General features: G+C 50.0%; 18 protein-coding genes and 1 pseudogene. 5 read left to right on the top strand and 14 right to left on the bottom strand.

What is annotated here, in order from left to right:
* Positions 1-1,151 (bottom strand): pyridoxal-dependent decarboxylase (locus BLV85_RS09795; protein WP_218132807.1); only part of this gene is annotated, 1,151 nt, incomplete at its 3' end.
* Positions 1,152-1,333: 182 nt separating this feature from the next.
* Positions 1,334-1,489, bottom strand: coding sequence for a hypothetical protein (locus tag BLV85_RS15235; protein ID WP_176974004.1), 156 nt, complete (start codon positions 1,487-1,489; stop codon positions 1,334-1,336).
* A gap of 14 nt (positions 1,490-1,503) precedes the next feature.
* Between BLV85_RS15235 and BLV85_RS15230 the strand changes: the two genes are divergently transcribed.
* Positions 1,504-1,662 (top strand): hypothetical protein, encoded by a 159-nt coding sequence (locus BLV85_RS15230; RefSeq protein WP_176974003.1) that lies wholly within the window; start codon positions 1,504-1,506, stop codon positions 1,660-1,662.
* Positions 1,663-2,091: 429 nt separating this feature from the next.
* On the opposite strand, the gene BLV85_RS09785 is transcribed toward BLV85_RS15230, so the two are convergent.
* Together BLV85_RS09785 and BLV85_RS09775 are read right to left on the bottom strand one after the other, a co-directional pair.
* Positions 2,092-3,087: a cytochrome-c peroxidase gene (locus BLV85_RS09785; RefSeq protein WP_090414732.1), complete on the bottom strand. Its 996-nt coding sequence runs from the start codon at positions 3,085-3,087 to the stop codon at positions 2,092-2,094.
* Positions 3,088-3,341: 254 nt separating this feature from the next.
* Positions 3,342-3,902: an RNA pyrophosphohydrolase gene (locus BLV85_RS09775; RefSeq protein ID WP_090414728.1), complete on the bottom strand. Its 561-nt coding sequence runs from the start codon at positions 3,900-3,902 to the stop codon at positions 3,342-3,344.
* Between the two features lie 383 nt (positions 3,903-4,285).
* On the opposite strand from BLV85_RS09775, the gene BLV85_RS09770 reads away from it, so the two are divergent.
* Positions 4,286-5,995: a proline--tRNA ligase gene (locus BLV85_RS09770; protein ID WP_090414727.1), complete on the top strand. Its 1,710-nt coding sequence runs from the start codon at positions 4,286-4,288 to the stop codon at positions 5,993-5,995.
* A gap of 98 nt (positions 5,996-6,093) precedes the next feature.
* On the opposite strand, the gene BLV85_RS09765 is transcribed toward BLV85_RS09770, so the two are convergent.
* From BLV85_RS09765 to BLV85_RS09720, 10 genes are all read right to left on the bottom strand, one after another.
* Entirely contained in the window at positions 6,094-6,552 is a 459-nt protein-coding gene (locus BLV85_RS09765; RefSeq protein WP_090414725.1) for a TlpA family protein disulfide reductase, read from the bottom strand.
* A 2-nt stretch (positions 6,553-6,554) separates the two neighbouring features.
* A complete protein-coding gene (locus BLV85_RS09760) occupies positions 6,555-8,087 on the bottom strand; it encodes a 2-isopropylmalate synthase (RefSeq protein WP_090414723.1) in 1,533 nt (510 codons plus the stop codon).
* 233 nt (positions 8,088-8,320) lie between these two features.
* Complete coding sequence (gene pssA / locus BLV85_RS09755; RefSeq protein WP_090414721.1) at positions 8,321-9,100, bottom strand: CDP-diacylglycerol--serine O-phosphatidyltransferase; 780 nt, start codon at positions 9,098-9,100, stop codon at positions 8,321-8,323.
* A gap of 91 nt (positions 9,101-9,191) precedes the next feature.
* Positions 9,192-9,842, bottom strand: a complete 651-nt coding sequence (locus tag BLV85_RS09750; protein ID WP_090414718.1) for a phosphatidylserine decarboxylase — start codon at positions 9,840-9,842, stop codon at positions 9,192-9,194.
* 3 nt (positions 9,843-9,845) lie between these two features.
* The gene (ilvC, locus tag BLV85_RS09745; protein WP_090414716.1) at positions 9,846-10,862 is read right to left on the bottom strand and encodes a ketol-acid reductoisomerase; all 1,017 of its coding nucleotides are present in this window, start codon (positions 10,860-10,862) and stop codon (positions 9,846-9,848) included.
* Between the two features lie 101 nt (positions 10,863-10,963).
* A complete protein-coding gene (gene ilvN / locus BLV85_RS09740; RefSeq protein ID WP_090414715.1) occupies positions 10,964-11,455 on the bottom strand; it encodes an acetolactate synthase small subunit in 492 nt (163 codons plus the stop codon).
* Between the two features lie 4 nt (positions 11,456-11,459).
* The gene (locus BLV85_RS09735; RefSeq protein WP_090414713.1) at positions 11,460-13,163 is read right to left on the bottom strand and encodes an acetolactate synthase 3 catalytic subunit; all 1,704 of its coding nucleotides are present in this window, start codon (positions 13,161-13,163) and stop codon (positions 11,460-11,462) included.
* Positions 13,164-13,666: 503 nt separating this feature from the next.
* On the bottom strand, positions 13,667-15,115 hold the full coding sequence (tldD, locus tag BLV85_RS09730; protein ID WP_090414711.1) for a metalloprotease TldD: 1,449 nt from the start codon (positions 15,113-15,115) through the stop codon (positions 13,667-13,669).
* A gap of 118 nt (positions 15,116-15,233) precedes the next feature.
* On the bottom strand, positions 15,234-16,079 hold the full coding sequence (locus BLV85_RS09725) for a carbon-nitrogen hydrolase family protein (protein WP_176974002.1): 846 nt from the start codon (positions 16,077-16,079) through the stop codon (positions 15,234-15,236).
* Between the two features lie 240 nt (positions 16,080-16,319).
* Positions 16,320-20,237 carry a YhdP family protein gene (locus BLV85_RS09720; RefSeq protein WP_090414738.1) on the bottom strand — a complete coding sequence of 1,306 codons (3,918 nt, stop codon included), beginning with the start codon at positions 20,235-20,237 and terminating at the stop codon, positions 16,320-16,322.
* A gap of 299 nt (positions 20,238-20,536) precedes the next feature.
* Here BLV85_RS09720 and glnE point away from each other — a divergent pair, with 299 nt between their 5' ends.
* The 3 genes and pseudogenes from glnE to BLV85_RS09705 form a co-directional block, all read left to right on the top strand.
* On the top strand, positions 20,537-23,326 hold the full coding sequence (glnE, locus tag BLV85_RS09715; protein ID WP_090414707.1) for a bifunctional [glutamate--ammonia ligase]-adenylyl-L-tyrosine phosphorylase/[glutamate--ammonia-ligase] adenylyltransferase: 2,790 nt from the start codon (positions 20,537-20,539) through the stop codon (positions 23,324-23,326).
* Positions 23,327-23,798: 472 nt separating this feature from the next.
* Complete coding sequence (locus tag BLV85_RS09710) at positions 23,799-25,244, top strand: high affinity choline transporter 1 (RefSeq protein WP_090414705.1); 1,446 nt, start codon at positions 23,799-23,801, stop codon at positions 25,242-25,244.
* Positions 25,245-25,719: 475 nt separating this feature from the next.
* Positions 25,720-26,192, top strand: a pseudogene (locus BLV85_RS09705) (ISL3 family transposase); the annotation flags it as partial.

Raw genomic sequence — 26,192 nt, 5'->3', positions numbered from 1 at the left:
TCAATGAAACCTTGGCAAAGTCGTTTCGCTGGACTTATATTGGCAAACCTTTGCTCGTATAGGTTATCGGATATATTTCGGATGCTGGGTACTAGTCGCATGGTAGCCAATGAGTATTTTTCGACAATAAACGAGGCCGGTTTTCTGAAATATAGGGTGTTGGAAAGAGCGTTTGCCCGGACTGATTCCAGCTGAGGAAAGTGACTCAGCAATTGCGCTTGTAAGTATGTCGTGTTTTCTAACATCACCCGTGCATCTTCAGTCAGTCTATCCGAAGCGGCAGACGTGGTGTAGAAATAGAATTCCGCCGGCTTGACTGCATCCCTTGAGCAGGTAATTGTACCCGGAACATGATGGATATATTCGGGATTATGAATCCGGCTGAATTGTTCGTTGAACTCGTTGAAATGGCTGGCTGTTGTCACAAACAAGCCTGCTGGCGAGGTAAAACCAAAGAATTTATGGCATGAAACAGCGATCGAATCATAGCGCGCAACCCTGCGATGATCGCCGGTTTGATATGCAATCTCTTGGCTATGCGGCGTATAAGAGAGAAAACCGCCAAACAACGCGGCATCTAGATGCAGAAAACTGGTATAGCCCTCAAGCGCCTCCTGAAGCTGATCGATACGATCGATTGCACCTTTAAATGTGGTCCCGATGGTCGCGACCACCAAGGCTGGATGGTTGCGGTTTTCAGACAATTTTTGCCGAAGGTCAATAGCATCCATGCCACCATCAGGCAATGTTTTGACAAAAATACTGTCCAGCCCTAATAAGTCCCCGAGGATATGTACCGAATAATGGGCCTCGTGGGTGACATAGGCTTTGGGTTGCAGGCCCGTGCGACTTTTCAAAATGGTTCGCCCCATATACATGCCATGCATATTGCTGTCCGTACCACTATGCGATAAAAATCCCCAAATATCATGCGGTGGGAAGGCGAATCGCTTGCCAAAATACTGGATGATTCCCCGTTCGAAATCATGGGTGTTGTAACGAATCGTGCTTTCTTCAAAAGGATTGCCGACATTGTTATGTGCAATAGCGCCGATTCCGGCATCGTTCAATTGCTTTCTCCAAGCAAAAAAACCAGCTGGTGGAGCACTCATATTAATGGGATAACCGAGCAGATAATTCTTCAGCTTCACATGTTTGGCCCGGTCTGCGAGCGATGGAAATGCCAGCGAAGGGATAGCTTCTTGAGTCAGATACCGGCCGGTATCGGGAAGCGGCGCCCTGCAACCAGAAGCGAGGGCCAGCAAACCAGTACCGGAGGAAGCTAGAAAACGGCGACGTGTCAACATTTGCAAACGCCTATAAATAAATTGAGCTACCAGTCAAAATTATATTCATAACTGACCCTTTTTACCTTGCGGTGCAATGCCCCATACCTGCCGCCATCCTGACTACTTGCCACATGTTGCGTGCAACGCTGGAATACCGGCAAGTGGCGCTGCTGCGAGGCCTCTTGAAGATTGCGCAGCACCGCGAGATGTCCTGATGTCCCTCGGCAGTACGGATACGGCCGAATGGCAATATTTCACCCAATTCGGCAATCACCTGATCATAGGTTGTCCAGGAACAGTATTCGTCAACGAGCGCCTCGTGCAATATCTGAGTTTTGATTGCAGTCAGTTACAACGCAAGGAACAACATTGATCAACGGTTGTTTTCATTCCAGGGTGCTATAAATAATAGCAGCTAACCGAAGATACCAGGTTTGTCGTTTAGTCTGCAAAGCGAAAGCAGGCGATAGTGTACCGATTCCTGCAAGCCGCACTATCAGTTGATGCCAAGCAGCAGTGGAGATTGGCTGCTGGCGAGAGCCCAAGATCAGATCGGCTGCAGCATATTGATGAAGCTCGCTGCAGGATGCGCCAGAAAAAGCCAATAATGGCAGCTGGAAGTGGAGCCGTGGCTGTAAGGCCATAGAGCAGCCAGGCTTTCATGTGCCCATAGCCATTATCCGGCGAAATTTATTGGAGATGCTGGCAAAAACGGCATGGCCCGGTTGCAAAACCGGGCCATGGAGAGTTAATACTCGAAATTTCCTGGATCGATCAACCAGGCGTTTTTACAATCAACCCGTTAAAACGGTTGGGGTCTTGGAGTGTTGTTCGTGGAAGGCGGCAAAATTGGCAAGTCAAATTTTGGTTGCTCACCAGTCAGCGTTTTCAGGAAAGCGACGATTTTTGCAATTTCATCCTTTTTGAATTCCCGGTTCAGCTGGATTTTGGCCATGATATCCACCGCTTCTTCGAGGGTTGCGGCCTCTCCATCATGAAAATAGGGATAAGTCAGCTCAACATTGCGCAAGGTTGGCACTTTGAATACGAAACGGTCTTCTTCCTTGCCAGTTACATCCATCCGCCCTACTGCCGGGTTTTTGGTTTCGTAAGGCTTGAACATGCCCATTTTCTGGAAGGAATTGGCTCCGACTGCAGGCCCATTATGGCACTGGGTGCAGCCACTGCTTTTGAATAATTTATAGCCCTCTAATTCATCTGCGCTTAACGCATTCTTGTCACCTTCCAACCATTGATCGAATTTGGAGTTTGGCGTGACCAAAGTTTCTTCAAATTCCGCAATGGCGGTTGTGATCCGGTCAATGTCGACGGTATCGGAGCCAAAAGCTTTCTTGAAATGCTCGCGGTATTGCGGAATCGAGGCCACAACTTTTACCGCCATTTCATGCGTGAAGGCCATTTCTCCTGGGTTGGCAATCGGTCCACCCGCTTGTTCTTTCAGATCCTTGGCTCGGCCATCCCAGAATTGCGCCAGATTCATGCCGGAGTTCAAAACCGTGGGTGCATTGATCGGGCCTTCCTGCCATTTATGACCAATGGATGTCTTGATGTTGTCCGTTCCGCCCATGCTCAGATTGTGGCAGGAGTTGCAGGAAATAAATCCTGATTTGGATAGTCTTGGATCGAAATAAAGCATTTTCCCCAGCTCTGCCACATCAGGATTTTCGGGGGTGACCGCTTTGATTGGTTGTATGGGCTCATTGGCTGCCGATGCGTAAATCGGCGCAAGTATTGCGCTTAACGATAGTAGCGAAATAGCGAATGTACGCTTTATCATTAAAATCTCCTTAAGATGTCGGCTGTCTTGGCGCAGCCGGTTACGCCTGAAAACTATTTTACCCGGTCAGTCGAACGGGCATATACGGGCACAGTCAAGCAACAGCAGCGTCAGCCGTTGCATTGCACACCTTTTGATTACAGCAAGCTTGAATTTGATCGCATCCGGTCAATGAACCGATGCTTGACCAGGGGCTGCTAACCATCTTTCCGCTCAGCAGGCGGAATTGGTTTAAGCAACTGGGTACGTAACAACTATTTCCGAGTTTTGGCAGTGCCAGTTTGATATATCTGAGCTGGCCTGGCATCTTCCCTGTAACCCGCAGCGCTGCCAAGACCCGCTTCATGATCAAGTAAACGTGAGAGCTCGGTCAAAGCTTGCCGGTAGACTTGTCGCTTGAATTCCACGACAGACCCCAATTCCACCCAATACTGGTTCCAGCGCCAAGCGTCAAATTCGGGATGGGGACAGTTCCTGAGTGAGACATCACTGTCACGGCCAAGCAGACGCAGTAAAAACCAAATTTGTTTTTGTCCCTTGTAATTTTTGCGCCATTCCCGACGTGTCCAGCATGCCGGCACATCGTAACGCAGCCACTCCCGCGTGCGTCCGATAATTTCGACATGCACAGGCTGCAAACCAGTCTCTTCGGCCAGTTCCCGGTACATGGCCTGGGTAGGCGTCTCGCCAGATTTGATCCCCCCCTGCGGAAATTGCCATGAATCCTGCTTGACGCGCTTGCCCCAGAACACCTGGTTTTTTGAATTCAGGAGAATAATGCCAACATTGGCCCGGTATCCATTACGGTCGATCATTTGACTCACCCGTCAATTTTAATCACCCGAAATTTTAAAACAGATAATTTTTTCATATTTTATGCGTGATTGGTAGCCACCATTTAATAACATATTTGACCATATTTTGTCACATCTTATTAAAAAATCCCTTCAGATTCGATGGCTAATTACCCTGTTCATTGCCAGTGCAAAGCCCTGGAATGTTGTAGATTGCGACCGATGTTGAAAATGCATCTTAATCATTTGCGCTCGGAAAAAAGTTTGCTTGACAGGCGAGCAAGCGCTATGAGTCCCGCTCTGCCAAGCCAAACCCCGTCCTTCCCTCTATTCTTTATATGCGCTGGCCGATGCAAATTCAAGGTAGAATCACCTTCCACTTTCTATGATAATGGAATCGTATCATGCGTGTTTCACAATTCTTTCTTTCAACGCTCAAAGAAGCGCCTGCTGAGGCTGAACTCATCAGCCATAAACTGATGCTACGTGCCGGGCTGATCAAACGCCTGGGTAGCGGATTGTATACTTGGATGCCACTGGGACTTAGAGTTCTTCGCAAAATCGAACATATCATCCGTGAAGAAATGAACCGTAGCGGCGCACTCGAACTCATGATGCCTGCCATACAACCTGCCGAGCTGTGGCAAGAAACCGGGCGCTGGGAAGTGTTTGGTCCACAAATGCTGAAAATTCAGGATCGGCACCAACATGATTACTGCTTTGGACCGACGCACGAAGAAGTGATTGCCGATATTGCACGTCGTGAGATTAAAAGCTACCGGCAACTGCCACTCAATTTTTATCAAATTCAGACCAAGTTTCGCGATGAGATTCGGCCGCGTTTTGGTGTCATGCGCGCCCGGGAATTTATGATGAAGGATGCCTACTCCTTTCATGTCGATTTAGCCAGCCTGGAGCAGACTTATCAACGCATGCATGATACCTATAGCCGGATTTTTAGCCGTATTGGCCTGAATTTCCGGGCCGTTGCGGCCGATACGGGCGCCATGGGCGGCAGCAGTTCGCATGAATTTCATGTGCTGGCCGAGTCGGGTGAAGACGCAATTGCGTTCTGTCCCACCTCGGACTATGCGGCCAATATCGAACTTGCCACGACCATGCCGCGCGGCAATACTCGCCTGGAGCCGTCCGGTGCCATGCAGAAGATTGCAACCCCTGATCAGAAATCCTGTCCGGAAGTGGCGGAATTTCTTGGTGTGCCGCTTGAGCAAACACTTAAAACACTGGCTGTCACCGCTAACGACCAATTTTATTTATTACTGTTGCGCGGTGATCACCAGCTGAACGAAACCAAGGTCCGGAAAATTCCATTTCTGGCCAATTTTGAATTGGCTAGTGCGGAGCAGATCATTGCAGAAATAGCTTGCCCACCTGGCTATCTTGGGCCGGTCACTGCAAAGGCCAAAATCGTTGCGGACAAAGCGGTGCTGGAAATGAGCAATTTCGTTTGTGGCGCTAATGAAGCAGGCTATCACCTGACACAGGTCAATTTTGGGCGCAATCTGCCGGTCCCTGAACTGGTGTTCGACATACGCAATGTTGTGGCTGGAGATCTTTCTCCCGATGGAAAGGGTATCCTGGAAATTTGCCGAGGAATCGAGGTCGGGCATATCTTCCAATTACGCACCAAGTATGCCGAAAAAATGCAGGCGACCTATCTGGATGAATCCGGCCAGACCAAAGTCATGGAAATGGGATGTTATGGGATTGGCGTTTCACGGATTGTTGCGGCGGCTATCGAGCAAAATCATGATGCACAAGGCATTATTTTTCCTTTGTCGATTGCACCTTTTCAGCTTTCCATCATTCCGATCAATTATCATAAAAGTGACATGATCCGGTCAGAAGCAGACAAACTTTATCAAGCTTGCCTTGAAACGGGTATCGATGTCTTGCTGGATGATCGCGAGGAAAGGCCAGGTGTCATGTTCGCGGATCAAGAATTGATCGGCATCCCACATCGCCTTGTGATCGGCGAGCGGGGCCTGAAAGAAGGCCTCGTGGAATACCGTGGGCGCAGGGATGAAGCGCCACGCATGCTGCCATTGAAAGAATCGATTGCTTTCATTACCCAGCAGTTAGCTGGTTATTGAGTAGGCTTTTTTTCTTTCGATAAAAGCTTGGTGCTGGCTGGTAGGCAGCATGAGAAAACGCTTCCAGCCAGCAGCCCCGGGTATCTATCGGTGACTATTTAATACGTGTCAATAAATGTTTCTATTTCTGTACGCGTCATGACACCGATTTGTCGGGCGGCAGGCTTACCCTCCGGATCAAAGAAATAGCTGCTCGGCAGCATTGATAGTTCATCAAGCTGTGCTGCAATTTCTCTGCTTCCCATCACAATCGGATAGGGAATCGCCAATTCTTCCACGAAAGCCTGTACAGCATGGGTATCTTCATAATCCATCGCAATACCGATAATCATGATATCTTTCCTTTCTCGGAATAAAGCGGCCAAGTCCGGAATTTCTTTTAAGCAAGGTGGACACCAAGTCGCCCAGAAGTTAATCAATACCCATTTGCCTTTGTAGTCTGATAAGACATGCGTCTTGCCGGCACTGTCTTGAAAGCTGAAGCCATATGCCTTGGCTTCAGCGAGTGGGGCGAGCAGCGCCATGGTCAGTAAAAATATCGATAGCTGCTGTTTCATGATCAGACTTGAGGATGCGCGCGTTCCAGTTTGGTATGCAATTTGTTGCAGGCACTCAGGTAAGCCTTGGCTGACGCGGCCACGATGTCGGTATCCGCTCCGTGGCCATTGACGATTCGCCCTGCTTTCTGCAGCCTGACCGTCACTTCGCCTTGTGCATCGGTGCCGCTGGTTATGTTATTCACCGAGAAAAGCTGCAGCTCCGCCTTGCTATCGAGTATTTTTTCGATTGCACGGAATGTGGCATCCACCGGTCCACTACCCTCTGATTCTGCCTGAAGCTCGGTACTGCCTTCCGCGATAACAACTCGCGCAAAAGGGACTTCACCTGTTTCGCTGTGCGCAACCAGAGACAGCAATCGATAGTGTTCCTCTGGCACCTGCACCTCGTCCGAGACCAGCGCATGCAAATCTTCGTCAAAGATTTCATGCTTTTTGTCTGCCAGGTCTTTGAAACGCATGAACATTGCATTGAGCCTTTCTTCTGAATCCAGTTCGATGCCCAGTTCCTTCAAGCGACTGCGAAATGCATTCCGCCCTGAGTGTTTGCCCAGCAACAGCTTGTTTGTCCCCCAACCGACATCTTCAGCCCGCATGATTTCGTATGTTTCACGGTGTTTGAGCACGCCATCCTGATGAATCCCAGATTCGTGAGCAAAAGCGTTGGCACCGACAATCGCTTTGTTCGGTTGTACCGGAAAACCAGTGATGCCTGATACCAGCTTACTGGCTGGCACAATATGCGTTGTATCGATGCGCGTGTCACAGGGAAAATAGTCTTGGCGGGTACGCACCGCCATAACGATCTCCTCGAGTGCGGCATTACCCGCTCTTTCACCCAAACCATTGATCGTACACTCAACCTGGCGTGCGCCATTCAAGACTGCGGCCAGAGAATTGGCGACAGCCATGCCAAGATCATTATGGCAATGTACCGAAAAAATGGCCTTATCGGAATTGGGAATACGCTCACGCAAGGTACGAATCAACTGTCCGAATTGCTCTGGCATTGTGTAGCCGACCGTATCCGGTATATTCAGCGTTCTGGCACCGGCATCGATGACTGCTTCCAATACTCGACACAAAAAATCAATATCGGACCTTCCCGCATCTTCGGGAGAAAATTCGATATTATCGGTGTACTGGCGCGCCCATTTGACAGCCTTGACTGCCTGCTCGATCACTTGATCGGGAGACATGCGCAGCTTGTTCTTCATGTGAATGGGCGATGTGGCAATGAAAGTATGGATGCGCGCATCTTCCGTTCCCTGCAATGCTTCACCAGCACGGTTGATATCATTCTCGATCGCACGGGCCAGCCCGCATACGGTACTGTCCTGGATGGCATCGGCAACAGCTTTGACCGCCTCGAAATCACCATTTGAAGCCGCTGGGAAACCTGCCTCGATCACATCCACCCCCATGCGCTCCAATTGCCGGGCAATCCGTACCTTTTCTTCCTTGGTCATGGATGCGCCAGGGCTCTGCTCGCCGTCACGTAAAGTTGTATCAAAAATAATCAAACGTTCTTTCATCTTGTGCTCCACTGCTATTAGCCTAAATTAGACAAACGGCTGCAACTGCTAGCCGGCAATATTTCAAATAAACTGGGGGAGGATTGATATGATTAGCGCCCAAGGCGCAGCAGTCGCTCTGCCAAATGCGGCAGAAGCATCGAGCCAAGTGTATGGGAGAACGGTGAAATTTTCAGCAGACTTGTCATGCCGTTGAATATAAAATGTTTGCCGGTATTTCGCAACCTTAGAATTTAAATATCTTTTGGAGGTTCGCTGCGTTTTCTGCTTCTCACCATCCGCCAAACTTTCATGCCATAGCCAGACAAAGCATATAGCAGGAATAGACCAAACAATACGACCGGCGGATGGCTCGGGATCAATACAAAGAAGAACAAAAGCAGCAGCAATACAACAAAAAATGAAACCTTCCGATTTAGATTGAATTCTTTGCCACTGTAGTAGGGAATATTGGTCACCATCGTTAGCCCGGCAAATAAAGTCATGATCAATGCCAACCAACGGATATCAGCCCCATCAATCTGGAAGTCCAATGCGACCCAGATCATCCCCGCAATCAGTGCCGCGGCGGCCGGGCTGGGCAGGCCCTGAAAGAATCTTTTATCTGCTACGGCAATGGTTGCATTGAAGCGGGCCAACCGCAGTGCGGCGCAGGCGCAGTATATAAATGCAGAAATCCAGCCCAATTTCTCCAAATCCCTGAGTGCCCATTCGTACATCACGAGTGCGGGCGCTACTCCAAAGGAAACCATATCGGACAGGCTATCGTACTCCGCTCCGAACTCACTCTGGGTATGGGTCAAGCGCGCGATGCGGCCATCCAATCCATCAAGCACCATTGCCACAAAAATGGCAATTGCAGAATGCTCATAGTGACCATTCATTGCTTGCACGATAGCATAAAAGCCAGCAAACAGTGCAGCAGTCGTGAAGAGATTGGGGAGTAAATAGATGCCCCGCCGTCTCAGACGAGTCTTGGCAATCAGCTGCTGTGCAGTATCAGATTCCTGCATAAATGAAAATAAACGTTAACAAGTGACGCCCCGAACCAAAGTGAAAAAAGTTAACAATGAAGAGCCGTTCATCATAACGGCTCTTCTATCATTAATTTTGCAATTCTGCCAGAATCGTTTCCGTTGCAAGAACTTTGTCGCCGATCCCAACCTTGGCCTTGGCACCCAAAGGCAGATAAACGTCGACCCGCGAACCAAAACGAATGAATCCAAAGCGCTGTCCACGGGAGAGATGATCACCTGTGTTGACATGACATACGATTCGCTTGGCGACCAGACCTGCAATTTGCACGCAAGTGACATCCTCGCCCCGATCGGTTTTGATCCAGAGTGCATTGCGTTCATTTTCCAGGGAGGCCTTGGGCAAGCTGGCATTCAAAAAGCTTCCAGGGAAATACCATTTGTTGCACACCTTCCCATCGACCGGACTGCGATTGGAATGTACGTTGAATACATTCATGAATACGCTTATTTTCAATGCCTCGCGATCAAGATAGGGATCACGAGTTTTTTCAACGGCAACGATTCGTCCATCCGCAGGCGCCAATACAACATTGGAAAGCGTTGGGATAACGCGTGCAGGATCACGAAAAAATTGCAGTATGAAAAGGGCAATCAGCCATACAGGCAGCGACCATGCCCAACCTGCAAATATCTGTACAAGCAACGCGATCCCAAATGCACCCGCAATGAAAGGCCAGCCTTCTCGTGCAATAAAGGGATGAGGATAAGTATTCGACATTATTTAGTTCTTATCCTGATCAACGAGTTTGTTTTTCTTGATCCAGGGCATCATATCGCGCAGTTTGGCGCCCACTGTTTCAATTTGATGCTCGGATGCAAGACGGCGGCTGGATTTAAGCATGGGTGCGCCAGCCCGGTTTTCCAGGATGAACTCGCGCGCGTATTCGCCGGTCTGAATTTCACGCAAGATTTTGCGCATTTCGTTGCGGGTCGCTTCAGTAATGATGCGAGGGCCTCTGGAAATATCGCCATATTCTGCATTGTTGGATACAGAGTAACGCATGTTGGCGATGCCGCCCTCATAAATCAGATCCACGATCAGCTTGACTTCGTGCAAGCATTCAAAATAGGCCATTTCAGGTGCGTAACCGGCTTCGACCAGGGTTTCAAAACCAGTCTGAATCAAAGCTGTCAGACCACCGCATAGTACGACTTGTTCCCCAAACAGATCGGTCTCAGTCTCTTCCTTGAATGTGGTTTCGATGACGCCACCACGGGTACCACCATTAGCGGCAGCATAAGACAGTGCAAGCTCCCTTGCCCGCCCGGATTTATCTTGATGCACGGCGATTAACGATGGTACACCGCCACCTTGTAGATATGTGGAACGCACCAGATGCCCCGGGCCTTTGGGTGCGATCATAATGACATCCAGATCCTCGCGCAGCGTGATCTGGCCATAATGGATGTTGAAGCCATGCGCAAACGCAAGCGTGGCATTTTTTTTCAGGACTGGCTCGATTTCGGTTTGATAAACGGCAGCCATTTGCTCATCCGGGAGTAGCAGCATTACGACATCAGCATCCTTGACTGCAGGACCAACTTCTTTGACGTTCAGACCGGCCTTCTTGGCTTTATCCCACGAGGCACCGTTTTTTCTCAAGCCTACGGTGACCTTGACGCCCGAATCGCTCAGATTGTTGGCATGGGCGTGGCCCTGTGAGCCATAGCCAATGATGGCTACTTTCTTTTTTTTGATAAGAGACAAGTCTGCATCTTTATCGTAATAAACTTTCATTATTTTCCTTCTTGAGAATGATGAGCAATTACACCCGTAGATGGTGCTCAATTGATGAAATCAAAATCCGTTCACCGGATTTAATATCTAAATTTTTAAATTTAGGCTTTCAAAATACGTTCTCCACGGCCGAGGCCCGAAGCGCCGGTCCGGACTGTCTCCAGAACCAGGCTGCGTTCTATTGCTTGTTGAAAAGCATCCAGCTTGGAACTGGGGCCTGTCAGCTCTATGGTATAGGTTTTATCCGTAACATCGATAATGGAACCACGAAAAATGTCGGTCAACCGTTTCATTTCCTCACGGTCTTCCCCTACAGCTCTGACTTTTACCAGCATGAGCTCTCTTTCGATGTGATCTCCATTGCTCAAATCAACCAGTTTGACAACCTCGATTAATTTATTGAGCTGTTTGGTGATTTGTTCGATAACTTCGTCAGAACCTGTCGTGACAACCGTCATGCGGGACAATGTCGGATCTTCAGTCGGTGCAACCGATAATGATTCAATATTGTAACCACGCGCGGAGAACAGACCTGCCACTCGGGACAATGCGCCCGCTTCATTTTCCATGAGTAAAGAAATAATATGTCGCATGCTTTTACACCAGAATCATTTCGGATAAGCCTTTGCCGCCTGGCACCATCGGGAATACGTTTTCAGTCTGATCTGTGATGAAATCGATAAAGACGAGTTGTTGCTCGAGCTTGAAGGCTTCTCGCAAAGCGCCCTCGATGTCTTCTGGTTTGTCGATCCGCATACCAACATGCCCATAGCTTTCAGCCAGTTTGACAAAATCGGGTAAAGCGTCCATATAAGATTCAGCGTAGCGATTACCATGAAAGAATTCCTGCCACTGCCGCACCATCCCCATATAACGATTGTTGAGGTTGATGATCTTGATAGGGAGGTGATATTGTTTACAGGTCGACAACTCCTGGATGCACATCTGAATGCTTGCCTCACCGGTAATACAAGCCACTTTGGCGCCTGGATTTGCCATTTGCACGCCCATGGCCGAAGGCAGGCCGAATCCCATCGTGCCCAGTCCCCCTGAGTTGATCCAACGGCGCGGTTTATTGAATTTATAGAACTGCGCAGCCCACATCTGATGTTGGCCAACATCAGATGTGATGAAAGCATCGCCTTGGGTAGCTTCGTAGAGCTTCTCGACGACCATTTGAGGTTTGATCAGACTGCTGGCACGATCATACTTCAAACAATCGCGGGCACGCCATGTTTCAATCTGCCGCCACCATTCCTGCAAAGCGTGCGCATCGGTCTTCTCCTTGCTGGCCTTGAGCAGTTTGATCAGCTCCCTCAATACCTCCGATACGCTGCCGACAATTGGCACGTCGACCTTGACGCGTTTAGAAATCGATGAGGGATCGATATCGATATGTATGATTTTGCGTTCTTCGCTGTAAAAATGCTTCGGATTGCCGATAACGCGATCGTCAAACCGGGCGCCGACTGCGATCAAAACATCGCAATACTGCATCGCCATATTGGCTTCATAAGTTCCGTGCATGCCAAGCATGCCGACAAACTGACGATCTGTAGCAGGATATCCGCCAAGCCCCATGAGGGTATTGGTGCATGGAAAATCGAGCATTTGTGCCAGTTCGATCAGCTCGGCCGAAGCATCGTTCAAAATGACGCCGCCTCCCGAATAAATCATGGGCCGCTTCGCATCCAGAATCATTTGCACGGCTTTCTTAACCTGCTGGACATCCCCATGGATCACCGGCGTATAGGAGCGCATAGCAATACTGCTGGGATAGTGAAACGTTGTCTTTTGCTGGGTAACATCCTTGGGAATATCCACCAGGACCGGTCCCGGGCGGCCCGTGGAGGCGATATAGAACGCCTTTTTAATGGTCGAAGCAAGCTCCGTGATATCTTTCACCAGAAAGTTGTGTTTCACACAAGGGCGCGTGATACCGACTGTATCGACTTCCTGAAAGGCATCCTGACCGATGGCCGCCGTGGGTACCTGTCCACTGATGATCACCATTGGAATGGAATCCATATAAGCAGTAGCGATGCCTGTCACAGCATTGGTCACGCCCGGTCCGGATGTCACCAGCGCAACCCCAACTTTATTACTGGAGCGCGCATAGCCATCCGCTGCGTGCAACGCAGCCTGCTCGTGACGAACCAGGATATGCTTGACCTTATCCTGCTTAAACAACTCGTCGTAAAGGAATAATACGGCGCCACCAGGGTAACCAAAAATATGGCTGACACCTTCTTCTTGTAGGCAGCGTATTGTGATTTCAGCGCCTGTTAGTTCAATACTCATGCTTGGGAATCCCCGGATTCAAAATAATTTTTCTTCATTCTCACAAAAAAACTGTCAACATCCTCAATCGCTCACCATCAAGCCATACGCTGTCGTTTACCATTCAATGATCCATATCTCCACTTGAAATACAAGCTAAAAAAAGCAATGACGCGGCATACCCGGCTATGCGCGCAATGCTTTTTGTTGGCTGTAAAACCTAGGAGGCTGTCCGAGAATAGACTGATCTACTGCGGACGAAGCTGGCTGACCGGATTTTCCGATTCTTTTCGTTGAATAGAACGACTATTCGCCTCAAATGATCGAAAAATTCCGCACAGCCAGTTTCGTCCTCGCTACGATCGCTATTCTCGGACAGCCTCCTAGCGAGGAAAATTGGATTTTGAATGCTACCAGCAATATGGTACTAGGAAATCGCACTTCCTTGCCGGGAATATCTATTCTATGCCGATTGCCACTGAATATTCAGTTTTTTAAAAACCAACCCGGAAGCTACGTACGGGTTATCCGTTTGTCCCCCCAACGGTCAATCCGTCTACACGCAGTGTAGGCTGACCAACACCGACCGGTACACTTTGCCCCTCCTTGCCGCAAGTGCCAACCCCTGGATCGAGTGACATATCGTTGCCGATCATGGAGACACGAGTCAGGACATCTGGGCCGTTGCCAATCAACGTCGCGCCTTTGACTGGATAAGCGATTTTACCATTCTCGATCATATAAGCTTCCGCTGCGGAAAAGACAAATTTGCCACTCGTGATGTCGACTTGTCCGCCTCCGAAATTGGCTGCATACAAACCATGCTTCACAGAAGCGATAATCTCTTCCGGATCCTTATCCCCGTTCAGCATATAAGTATTGGTCATGCGCGGCATAGGAATATGGGCGTAAGACTCGCGCCGACCATTTCCGGTAACAGGTTGATTCATCAATCGCGCATTCAGATTATCCTGCAAGTAACCTTTCAGAATGCCATCCTCGATCAATACGGTACATTGCGTCGGATTGCCCTCATCATCGATATTCAGCGAGCCGCGGCGATCTCGAATGGCACCATCATCAACCACCGTGACGCCTTTGGCAGCTACCTGTTGGCCAACACGGCCAGAAAAAGCGGAACTTCCCTTGCGATTAAAATCAGCCTCAAGCCCGTGGCCTATCGCTTCATGCAACAATATGCCCGGCCATCCATTGCCCAATACGACCGTCATGCTGCCGGCTGGTGCGGATTTGGCTGCCAGATTGGTGAGCGCCTGCTGAACTGCTTTGTGCGCATAATCTTGCAAGATTGCATCAGTGAAATAGGCGTAATCAAAACGTCCGCCTCCGCCAGCCATGCCTTGTTCCCGCCTTCCGCCCTCCTCAACCAGGACTTGGAGCGAAACCCGCACCAGTGGACGTACATCTGCCACCTGCAACCCGTCACTGCGCGCGACCATAATCACTTCATATTCCCCGGCCAGCGAAGCCATGACTTGAATGACGCGAGGATCAATGGCACGCGCGAATCCTTCAAGTTTTTCCAACAATTCAATTTTCTTGATATCCTGGCAACTTGCAATCGGATCCTGGGGCAAGTAATGCAATGCGAGCGGAGTATCATGCCCTCGCTGCAGGATCTGCGTATGCGCACCATTTCCCTGTTGAGCAATGGCCCGCGTGGCTTGGGCCGCAGAAACCAACGCCTCGTTGCTGATATCATCTGAATAGGCAAACGCGGTTTTTTCACCACTGACTGCGCGTACACCGACACCCTGGTCAATACTGAAACTGCCCGACTTGACAATACCCTCTTCCAGCACCCAACCTTCGGAGCGGCTGTATTGAAAATAAATGTCGGCATAGTCGACATTATGAGTGAAAATTTGTCCAAATACAGCTTGTATCTTGGCTGTATCGAGCGCATAAGGGGTCAATAAATATTGGCTGGCTATCGCGAAAGAATCACTCATTCTGAAATCAATTTTTCTATATGTAATTTTGGGTTGGGTGTGTGCAGAGACATGATAAAGCAGTTGGCGTGAAATAACAGCCCATTCCTCATGGCTGAGCGTTAAATCTCAGCTATCCCTAACAAGGAAGCAGGCACCTGTGTTCCAAAGCAGGCAGACTTGCCCGTACACTCGTCTGGTACGCACGGTCGACTTCTGCCACAACCACGCCAGGTCCGCGTGGCAGGCGGTCAAGGATCACGCCCCAGGGATCGACTATCATGCTGTCGCCGTTGGTTTCACGGCCATTGACATGAAAGCCTCCCTGTGCTGGCGCGATCAGATATGCCTGGTTCTCGATCGCCCGTGCTCGAATCAAGGTTTCCCAGTGTGCTTTGCCGGTGATGGCCGTAAAGGCAGCGGGCGCAAGAATTATGTCCACCTTGCCCATCATGCGGTAAAGTTCGGGAAAACGCAGATCGTAGCAAATGGAGAGTCCTATACGTCCAAATGGCGATTCCACTGCCACAATCCGATTACCGGCATCGATTGTTCTTTCTTCTGCAAAATTTTCATTGCCCAGCGCTAACCCAAAGAGATGGATTTTATCGTATCGCGCCACCTGTTGGCCATGCGCATCATACACCAAACAGCTATTGTGAATTTTGTCAGGAATGGCTGAAACCAGAGGGACCGATCCGCCCACCAGCCAGATGCCGAAACGCTTGGCAGTCTCACTCAGAAAATTCTGAATTCTTCCTTCTCCAGGTGTTTCACGCACCGCCAGTTTATCGGTATCCTTCATCCCCATAAGACAAAAATACTCCGGCAACACAACCAGCTTGGCCTGTTTGGATGCGGCTTCCTCAATCAAACGAAACGCTTCTTCAAGATTGGCGGCCACACTGGGTCCGGATGCCATTTGCACGGCTGCAACCCGAACCTTGGTGCCATGACTCGAATCCGACATTGTTATGGGAGACATACCGGCACTACTCGACATATCGCCTCCCGCTGCAGCATTGACTCAAATTTATCCGGCGTGAAAGAAGTTTCAAGCGTAACAAGATTCTCAGGTTATTCATCATTAATCACCCTCCCAGTAAATTAGTTATAAATCCGATCGACCAAGTCCAGCAGCCTTCATCTGCACGTTATTCCGTTTCCGGAATGGCGTGGTTATATTTATAGTTCACGATGATCGGCAGTCATGGCCACCGCCCTGTTATTCGGATTCTGGTACTGCTTCCGGCAGCATAGGTGGATTATCCGTGATGCCGGTCCTGTCACTGTTATCGTCCAGCCTGATGACAACTGGCTCACTCCAGCCGCCTGTTATAGCATACTCACTCAGCAAGACACGATCAAAAGGATCTTGCAGCGTTTGCGTGGCAATCATGGCGGCAATCCCGGCAACCGGCGTGACCAACCCCAGTGACGGAAAGACTTTCATATTTAAAGACTGCGTTTCTTCCACCAAATTCCACATTCCACGCACGGCAAGATCGGCTGCGCTGCCGGTGATATGTAAATTATCGGCTGTAGCGATACCATCCTTGATGGCTATATTGCCATGAAAATAATCGAACCCAAATCCTTTTCCGAACACATCGTAAAAATCGAATGTCAGTCTGCGTGGCAGTGATTTTAAGTCAAAAATGCCAAGTATCTTACCAATCCCGGGCTTTAGTTTCGTAAATTGACCGCGCTGAAAAGTAAAATCCAGGTTGCCAGATAACGAAGAAAAATCGACTGATAATGGTTTGCCAGTCCATTCCAGCGTACCTTCCAGCTCTCCCTCTCCGCGAGCGATACGACCGGGATAGCCATGACGCTGAAGCAATTTCCCAATATTACTCGATTGCAATTGAATACGACTGTATGCCCGGAACGGTGGTGTACGATTTTGCCATATTCCGCTGGCTTGTAGCCGGCTATCGGGATAAGCGAGGGTCACGTTTTCGACATGCCAACCATCTTCCTGTTGCGTTGCAGCAAGTTTCAATTGACCCAGTGCATGATCCTGGATGGCGAACTGCTCTGCTTCAAGATCGACTGCTGGCCAATCCCAAGTTTGAATCTGCCGGCGGGGCATTAACCGCGATTCCTGGGCGATCTCGGGAATAGTTAGCTGGCTTAACCGCGCCACAATCTTTTGTGGCGGTGCTTCATACCAATCAATATTACCCGTCATCTCCTTGCTGGCGACCTGTGCCCGCCAAATCTTGCCGCGTTTATCGATGGTAAATGCAGCGTCGTTAAAATAGCGGCCCAGAAATTCAAGTTCATCCACTCTCAGATCAAATCGGGCAGAAGCCGTCAAAATACCCTCCAGCCCACGACTGCTATGTCCGGCCGCAGCATTAATTTCGCCATGACGCTTGAATAGATCCCGCCATCGATCCCACTCCAGTCTCGTAATGTCCCCATGGACGCTGGTTCCCGGACCTCTTGACAATATATCTTTATTACCGAATGCAATCACCCCGCTGACGGGATAATAGTGATAGGCCTTTTCTCGAATTCGCTGAAGCTCGACCGCAACGATCTCGCCATAACGAAAACGCACTAAGTCGTCACGTGGTTTGGTGAAGCGCTTTTCATAACGAACCGGAATGGTTTCCTGGCAGGTTTTTGAAAATGGCGCAGGTAACTCAGATTTCATGCCCTCAAGCGAGGACTCAGCCACGATGTTAATGCCATCATGCTCGATATCCATTGTTGCTTGCCATGCCGTGTTACCCTGGAAAAAGCGTGCCCACAGTTGTAGGAGATCGGTCGGCTCAGAAGCGATATCTGGTTGCAGTAAATCGAAGTTAGCCTGCCCACTGGCGCTGACGCGCAACACGCCTTCAGGCAAAGATATGGTAGAGAAATCTACCGGCCCACCCAGAGCCTGGGCATGCAGCTCATCGAATGACACACTGCTTTCGGTAAAGGCTATCGTACCATTGACATGATGCAGATCAGGCACATAACGACCGAGATCAATATGGTTATCAATGAACTGATAACGCCCTGTTATTGTCAATCCCGACCCATCTTCTCGCCCCACTGGCATGGTCATGTCGACTTGCAATCTGCCTTCTCCGGACATTGCTGTTTGGCTGAGCAATTCTCCTGCATATTGACTCAAGGGGCTTTTTTGTATCAAAGCCAGCATGTCACCGGTATCACCTTCTGCCAGCCCCATTAGCTGCGCCGTTGCCTTATCGGTATAAAGATGATGGATTTGCAGTGACAAATCAGCCAGTTTGATCCGGGAAACATTTGCATTAGACAACAGGACTTGCAGTGAATCATCCTGCCAAGACAACATGCCTGTCATGCCAGTGACCTCCGGCCAATCTCCGGATAATTTGATAGCACCATCTGTGATATCGGTTTCTGCACGGATGCTGAGCTTGTTTTTATTATTCTTTGCTTGGCCGCCGTTCAGGGCGCCTTGGAGGTGGAAGTTTGCCTGGCTTAAATGGCCTTTCAGCAAGGTGTCATTGATAAACTCAGGCAAGCTGTCCGCAGCGATCCAGGTCATATACTGTTTGAGGCCGGCTATGTCCGCCTGTGCCAGGGTGCCCATCAAATCAATTTGCCCAGTGGCATCGCTATCCATGACATAGCGGCCACGTATGACACCAACGCCCGCTTTGCTTGCAAAAGCAATATCACTGAACTCCAGCAAAAGCGCCTCGCGATCCTGCATGATGTGCCAATCGACTTGCCCAGTCAGCGCATCAATCTGAATTTTTTCTGTAGATTGTTTTTTTCCACCGATTGCAACCATCTCCGCAGCCAGCGTTAACGTCCCTTCCTGCGGAGTCATATCGATGCTGCCACTGAGCCCACTAAAGGATGGATATCCGTTGAATGATTGCAAGGCGAGATCGCTAAAACTCCCTGTACCCTCGAAAGATGGGCTTTTAGACTCACCCCCTTGCCAGCTGATATGGGCATGCTTCACAACCCCTTGAGGGGAAAGCTCTGACAGGCGTTCATGCCAGGCATCCGCCACCGGCAAAGAAGCGACCAGCTGTGCAGACGACTCCAAGTCGAGTCCTGTTATTCGTAGGCTATGCAGGTCGGAGCCAGCCATTTCTCCGCTTCGCACACGCCACTCAACCGTCGCTGGCTGGGTGCGATGCCGGTCTTTAAAACCGACAGCAAATTGACGAGCGAACCATAGCTGCTCTGCTCCCAAGTGGTTATCGATGTGCTTGTGGCCCAGACGGCCATGCAGTTCATCAATCTCCAAAGCAGCTAGATGCGGCTTGAAAAGAATTTTTGTCTTGTACAAAGCGACATCTGCGATCCATTCCACAAGATTTCCCGCATCGAGATCCGCCCATGCACGAATCGAGGCATTTCCTCCCGCCAGTTCATGCACCGGTAACGTCAGCCAGGTTTGCAAGCTGTCAAGATCCACATTCTGCAACTGGACAAACAATCGTCCGCGCCAGGCCGATAATGATTGCACAGATTCTCCGGTGAAATCTCCTCGAATATCCAGCGGTGCGGCAACCGTAGCGGGCGGGATGGCTTGCAGGCCAAAGCGATGATGTTTACCGTTTTGGCCGTTGCGTAGCCGTAAATTGACCGATTTAAAGTAAAGTGTCGGGGCTTTGTGCAAGTCGTCTTGCCAATAAATGATTGCTTGATTGATAATCAGCTGACGCTGGCGCAACAACCAGTCAATAAAACCATTTTCTTGGCCATTTTTACCCAGTACCGCACCGGCAATATGTAAATATCCCTCTTCATCCCGACGCGTGACCAAAGCGGGCCGATCAATCACAATTTCATGGAAATTGGGATCGCCATACAATATCGACCGCCAGGAGAGGCTGCCAGCGATATCTGGAAAAACCAAGGCTGGATTGCCAGCAAGGTCATACACTCTGACACCTTGCAGCGACAAATACGGTCGCAAGCCATCCCAGTTGGCATGAATGCTGTCGATATAAACCGGCTGGCCGGCTACCCGTGAGATTGCTGCGGCAATATCGTGCCGGAATTTTCCGATATCGGGCAATATCCAGTAGCGCAGCAGAAGTAGCAGCGTAGCAGCCAGCAGAGTCGCCATCACGACACCCCAGCCAGCCCAGCGCAGATAACTTGCGCCGTTCTGTAAAAGGCGGTGCAACATAAATCTATTCGATACCAAATGAAAAATTTGACGGGAAAAAATTAGATACTCTGATCGATCACTCATTCGAACAGCGCTATTTTGAATGGCCCTTTTGCTTCACAACGAGATGATGGATCGTTCCAATTTCAGCTGAGATACATAAAGCAAACTTTGACAAGTCAGAATTGCTTTGGTTGTAAAAGGAAACGATCATTGCGCTGTGGTATGTTATCAGCTGTGCTTGCACTCTCACATTATTCGTTCACTCATACCACTTGGTGGCTGTCTGGGCCCCGGCTTTTCACACTATGAAAGACATGTCTTTGCCTCTTGATACGTCCGCCGCAACTTCTTTAATCGACAACATCCTGCCCTACAGTCGTTTCGTTAAGAGAATACTGGAGAGCGAGCCCAAACTACGGGAAGAACTATTGGAGCGTCTGCATATTCCCTTCTCATGGGAAGAAATGCTCGCGTTTCTGCACAGCCCCGCCGGATCCGTGGAGAATGAAACTGGTTTACACAGTGCGCTCAGGCAATTGCGCAAGCGTGTCATTCTCCATCTTGCCGCGCGTGACCTAGCAGGACTGGCCAACTTGCATGAGGTCATGGCAACCATGACGGCCCTGGCCGAAGTAACCATACGCTTCGCACTCGAGCGGCATCATGCATGGTTGGCGCAACCAGAGCGTTTTGGTCAGCCGATAGGAGAGAAGACAAAAACAGCACAGCAACTTTTGGTCGTGGCCATGGGCAAGCTTGGTGGCGGTGAACTCAATGTCTCTTCCGACGTTGATCTGATCTTCATCTACCCCGAAGATGGCGAAACAAATGGTAGCAAGCCTATCGCCAATCATGAGTTTTTTACAAAATTGGGCAGAAAGCTCATCGCCAGCCTCAACGATTATACCGTGGATGGTTACGTATTTCGGGTCGATATGCGACTGCGGCCACATGGAGAAAACAGCCCGCTGGCAATCAGCCTGCCCATGCTCGAGGATTACTTCATCACACAAGGCCGGGAATGGGAACGCCATGCCTGGATAAAAAGCCGGGTCATCGCCGGCTCATCCGTTGCTGAAGCAGCGTTGATGGAACTTATTGTGCGCCCCTTTGTGTTTCGCAAATATCTGGATTTCGAGGCCTATGAAGCGATGCGGCGGTTGCATGCACAATTACGCAAGGAGGTCGACCGGCGCGAGTTATACGACAACATCAAGCTGGGGCCTGGTGGCATTCGTGAAATCGAGTTCATCACACAGGTTTTTCAATTGATTCGCGGCGGACGTGATGCTGATCTTTGTATACGGCCGACACTGGCTACATTGAAACGTCTCAAACAAAAGCAGCCACTTCCCGAGCAAACCATTGAAGAATTGATCGAAGCTTACTATTTCTTGCGCAAGCTGGAGCACCGCTTGCAGTACCTGGATGATCAACAAACGCAGAATCTGCCACAAAATCCGGATGACCAGGCACTGATAGCCAGAGCCATGGATTTTGCGGATTATGCAGGCTTCCTTCAACACCTCAACATCCACCGCAAGAATGTTGCCCGTCATTTTGAGCTAATCTTCGCCAGTCCGCGCAAATCAGCAGCGCATGATACTTTGGCTAGGCTAAAATTAGAGCAGACCAGCGACCTTGCAACTGTCGAAGCCTTCAGGAAACAACTTAAAACATTGGGTTATGTCGAACCTGGCATGATAACTGGCCGAGTCCAGCAATTTTACGACAGTACATTTTTTCAGCAACTTCCTCGTACCAGCCAGGAAAGAATACTGGGCCTGATGCCTACATTGATAGAAATCACTGTACGCTTCTCGCCGGCTGAAATCACGCTTGAGCGCCTGCTGCAACTGCTGGAAAAAATCGGACAATATTCCGCCTACCTAGCCTTGCTGCAAGAACATCCGCAAACCTTGCCGCGCGTGGCCAAACTCGTCAGCGCAAGCCAATGGGCGAGCGACTATCTCGGCCGCCATCCCATCCTGCTCGATGAGCTGCTCACACCGCTGGGCCTGCACACCCTTCCCGACTGGCCCGCCCTGAAAACTGAGCTCGTCCATCAGCTCCATCATGTCAACATCCCCAAAATGCAAATGACCGAATGGCAAATGGATGTCCTGCGTCATTTTCAGCATGCCCAAGTGTTTCGATTGCTCGCAGTCGACCTTGAAGGGAAACTTCAGCTGGAAACACTCAGCGATCATTTGACCGAACTGGCTGATCTGATACTGGATAACGTATTGCAACTTGCCTGGCAAGGGTTGAGGAAAAAACATCGGTTAGAACCCGTTTTCGCCATCATCGGCTATGGCAAATTAGGTGGCAAGGAACTGGGTTATGCATCTGACCTGGATATTGTTTTTCTTTATCAGGACAATCATCCGGATGCGCTGATGACATATACCAAGCTTGCACAAAGCATCAATACGTGGCTAACCAACCACACGTCTGCAGGCGGATTGTACGAAACAGACTTGAGATTGCGTCCCAACGGTGCTAGCGGTTTGCTGGCAAACTCGATCGAGGCATTCACCCAATATCAACATGAGCAGGCCTGGGTTTGGGAACATCAAGCGCTAACCCGGGCACGTTTTGTGGTCGGAAACCAGCATGTTGGAGAAATGTTTGAACGAATGCGCCAGGACATTCTTTGCCAGCCGCGTGATCTGGAGCAACTCAAGCAAGATATCCTGATGATGCGCGGCAAAATGCTGGATGCCCACCCTAACCCGACTTCGTTATTCGATATCAAACATGATCGGGGCGGAATCATAGATGTTGAATTTATCGTGCAATATCTGGTGCTCGGTTATGCTCACCGCTATCCGCAGCTTACCGGTAATATCGGTAATATTGCTTTGCTAAAACTGGCCGGCGAACTAGGATTGACTTCTGCCGACAAGGCCAACAAAGTACTGATCGCTTACCGTGAATTCCGGCGCACACAGCATCAACTGCGATTGGGGGGCACATCAGAGCCTGCCAGCACGACGCTTTCAAGAGGGATCGCGCAGAAATATGCGCGAGTTGCCGATGATCATTTGATTGATGCGCGCCAGGCGGTTTTTCAACTCTGGGAAGATGTGTTTGGCGTGTAAGCCAGCATTGAACCGGGCGTGCCGATCACATCGCTACCTTACAAAAATGATCAAATCCGCTCCTACCGAGCAGGCATGCAACAGATTGCTCCAAGCTCGTCATCTGTCATCCAATCAATACTTGTTCAGGTGAGCGCTTTTCTTGTGCAAAACATGAAGATTGTTCTAGCCAGCTGTGGTTATCCGGAAATTCTAGGATAAAATATGCATTTGTATAGAAACCTGAAAATCCCAGTCGATTGCTGTTTTATATAACTGACATATGCATGCACGCACATACTTAGGGCTCGTTAATGAATAACTTGGGCATATGCTCAAGTTATTCATTAACGAGCCCTTATTCTCTATAGCTAAAAGAGTTTCTGCCCAAGCAATCAGTATCCATTCAATTTTCGATATATTCATCATGCAAACAGGTATTTATTTTTCCATCCGCATTGCGGCGTTTATTGCTTGTGCCAAAGGATAGCCAATGTCTACCCTGCTCCTTTTCGTCATTCTTTATATCGCCGGCTCAATCATAGTGGGCATCATTGCATCTCTGCGCGTGCACACTTCCAAGGATTTCGTTCTGGCTGGCCGCACGCTGCCGCTCTATGTCGTGACTGCCACGGTATTCGCAACCTGGTTCGGTTCCGAAACGGTACTGGGTGTCTCATCCACTTTTATTACTGAAGGTCTGCGTGGTATCGTATCGGACCCATTTGGCGCAAGCCTTTGCCTGATTTTCGTTGGCCTCTTTTTTGCAGCCAAGCTTTATCGCATGGATCTGCTCACGATTGGTGACTATTTTCGCCAACGCTATGATTCGCGTGCTGAAGTCCTGGTAGCAGGCGCAATCGTATTTTCCTACCTGGGCTGGCTTTCCGCACAAATCGTTGTCATCGGACTGGTATTCAACGTCGTGACTGCGGGTGCCATCAGTATGCAGCTTGGCATTATCATCGGGGCAGCCGTTGTCGTGTTTTACACCCTGTGGGGCGGTATGTTTGCAGTGGCGTGGACCAATTTCGTTCAGATGCTGGTAATCCTGGTAGGCCTGTTCTATATCGTGTTCATTGTTGCCGACAAAGCGGGTGGCGTCGGCACGGTGGTCGCACACGCTCATGCGGCGGGTCATTTTGAGTTCTGGCCGCAATGGGATACACGTGAAGTGCTTTGGTTCATTGGCGCGCTTGTTACCGTGATGCTGGGATCGATCCCTCAGCAGGATGTTTTCCAGCGTGTGATGTCTTCGCGCACTGAAAAGATCGCGGTCAGGGGCGCTGTACTCGGTGGATCATTTTATTTTGTATTCGCATTTGTGCCGATCTTCCTGGCATATTCCGCCTTCCTGATCGACCCCGAGCTGGTTTCCAGCCTCATGCAAGTCGATCACCAGTTGATCCTGCCTACACTTATCATGAACCATACACCACTGTTCGCCCAGGTGCTCTTCTTCGGTGCACTCCTCTCCGCCGTCATGAGTACCGCGAGCGGTACGCTGCTTGCGCCTTCGGTCACCTTCACCGAAAACATACTGAAAAAATTGATCCGGCACGAACTGACCGATCACCAGTTTTTGTGGAGTATGCGCGCCGTGGTAGGTTTTTTTGCGATCGCAGTCACAATTTTTTCGCTCAACACGCACTCTACGATTTATCAGCTGGTGGTGGGTGCATATAAAGTGACACTCGTGACGGCTTTTATTCCGCTGGTAGCGGGCTTATACTGGTCGCGCGCGACCCGCCAGGGAGCACTTTTTTCGATCCTGGGAGGACTTTTTATCTGGCTTGCATTCGAGGCATTCAACCCCGAGGGCCTGCTGCCGCCCCAACTGGCAGGCCTTATCGCCAGTGCACTTGGAATGCTTGCAGGCTCTTTGCTGCCCCAATGGTATGGTCGCGGCACACGCACAGAAAATCCGACGACAGCCTGACAAACTAAGCTAGTACTCCGTTCCGTCAATTAGCTTACAAATGAAATCGATGGATTCGCCTGCCAGGCTAGGCACAAACCGCAGTCATAGCCGTAGCTATGGCGAGGATTTGCAACAACGCATGACAGGCGAAGGCGCGATTTCATGTAAGCGGTTTGGCGAAACGGAGTGCTAGTGGGAATGGACTGCCATGCTCGAAATTATCCCGGAGGGTGGCTGTCCATGCTGTCAAGTTTGCCTTGCAAGCAATCCTGGCGTTGTTCACAGTCTTAGGGCTCGTTAATGAATAACTTGGGCATACGTTGTTGCGTATTCGGGAAAGATGCAAGGCGCGAGTTATTTATGGCTCCTTGGCAGAATTTGTGGGTAACCGAAAGCGCCTTTTGTAAGACCGTGGCCGGAGATAGTGGAGCACCCCGCCCAATCTCTGAGAAGCTGAAGTTGCGACACAAACAACTTCACAGGAGAGAGCGGGATGCAGATCCAGACTATCCTAAACCGTCTGCAGAAGTTCAAGTCATTTGTCTATGCTGGCGTTCGCTGGGGCGGCAGCAAAGAAACTCCCCATCTGGAGATCGAGGTGGTGGAGAGGCGTAACAGCCGTGCGGTATGCTCGGTCTGTGGTATGCCAAGGGCTGGGTACGACCGTCTTGGGCAAAGGCGTTTTGAGTTTGTTCCGCTGTGGGGTATCAAGACCTATCTGGTGTATGCCCCGCGCCGGGTTGATTGCCCCAAATGCGGGGTGCGGGTCGAATCAATGCCGTGTGCGCTGGGCAAACGGCCCCTGACACAAGCCATGGGTTGGTTCCTGGCCGGTTGGGCGAAGCGTTTGAGTTGGAAAGAGACCGCCGAGGTGTTCCGCACCTCTTGGGAGAGTGTCTTTCGCTCGGCGGAGATGGCTGTGCAGTGGGGACGTGAGCACCGGGACCTTAGCGGTGTACGCGCCAT

The organism is Nitrosomonas halophila (assembly GCF_900107165.1).
Classification (GTDB): domain Bacteria; phylum Pseudomonadota; class Gammaproteobacteria; order Burkholderiales; family Nitrosomonadaceae; genus Nitrosomonas; species Nitrosomonas halophila.
This window is presented reverse-complemented; position numbering and strand designations above follow the sequence as displayed.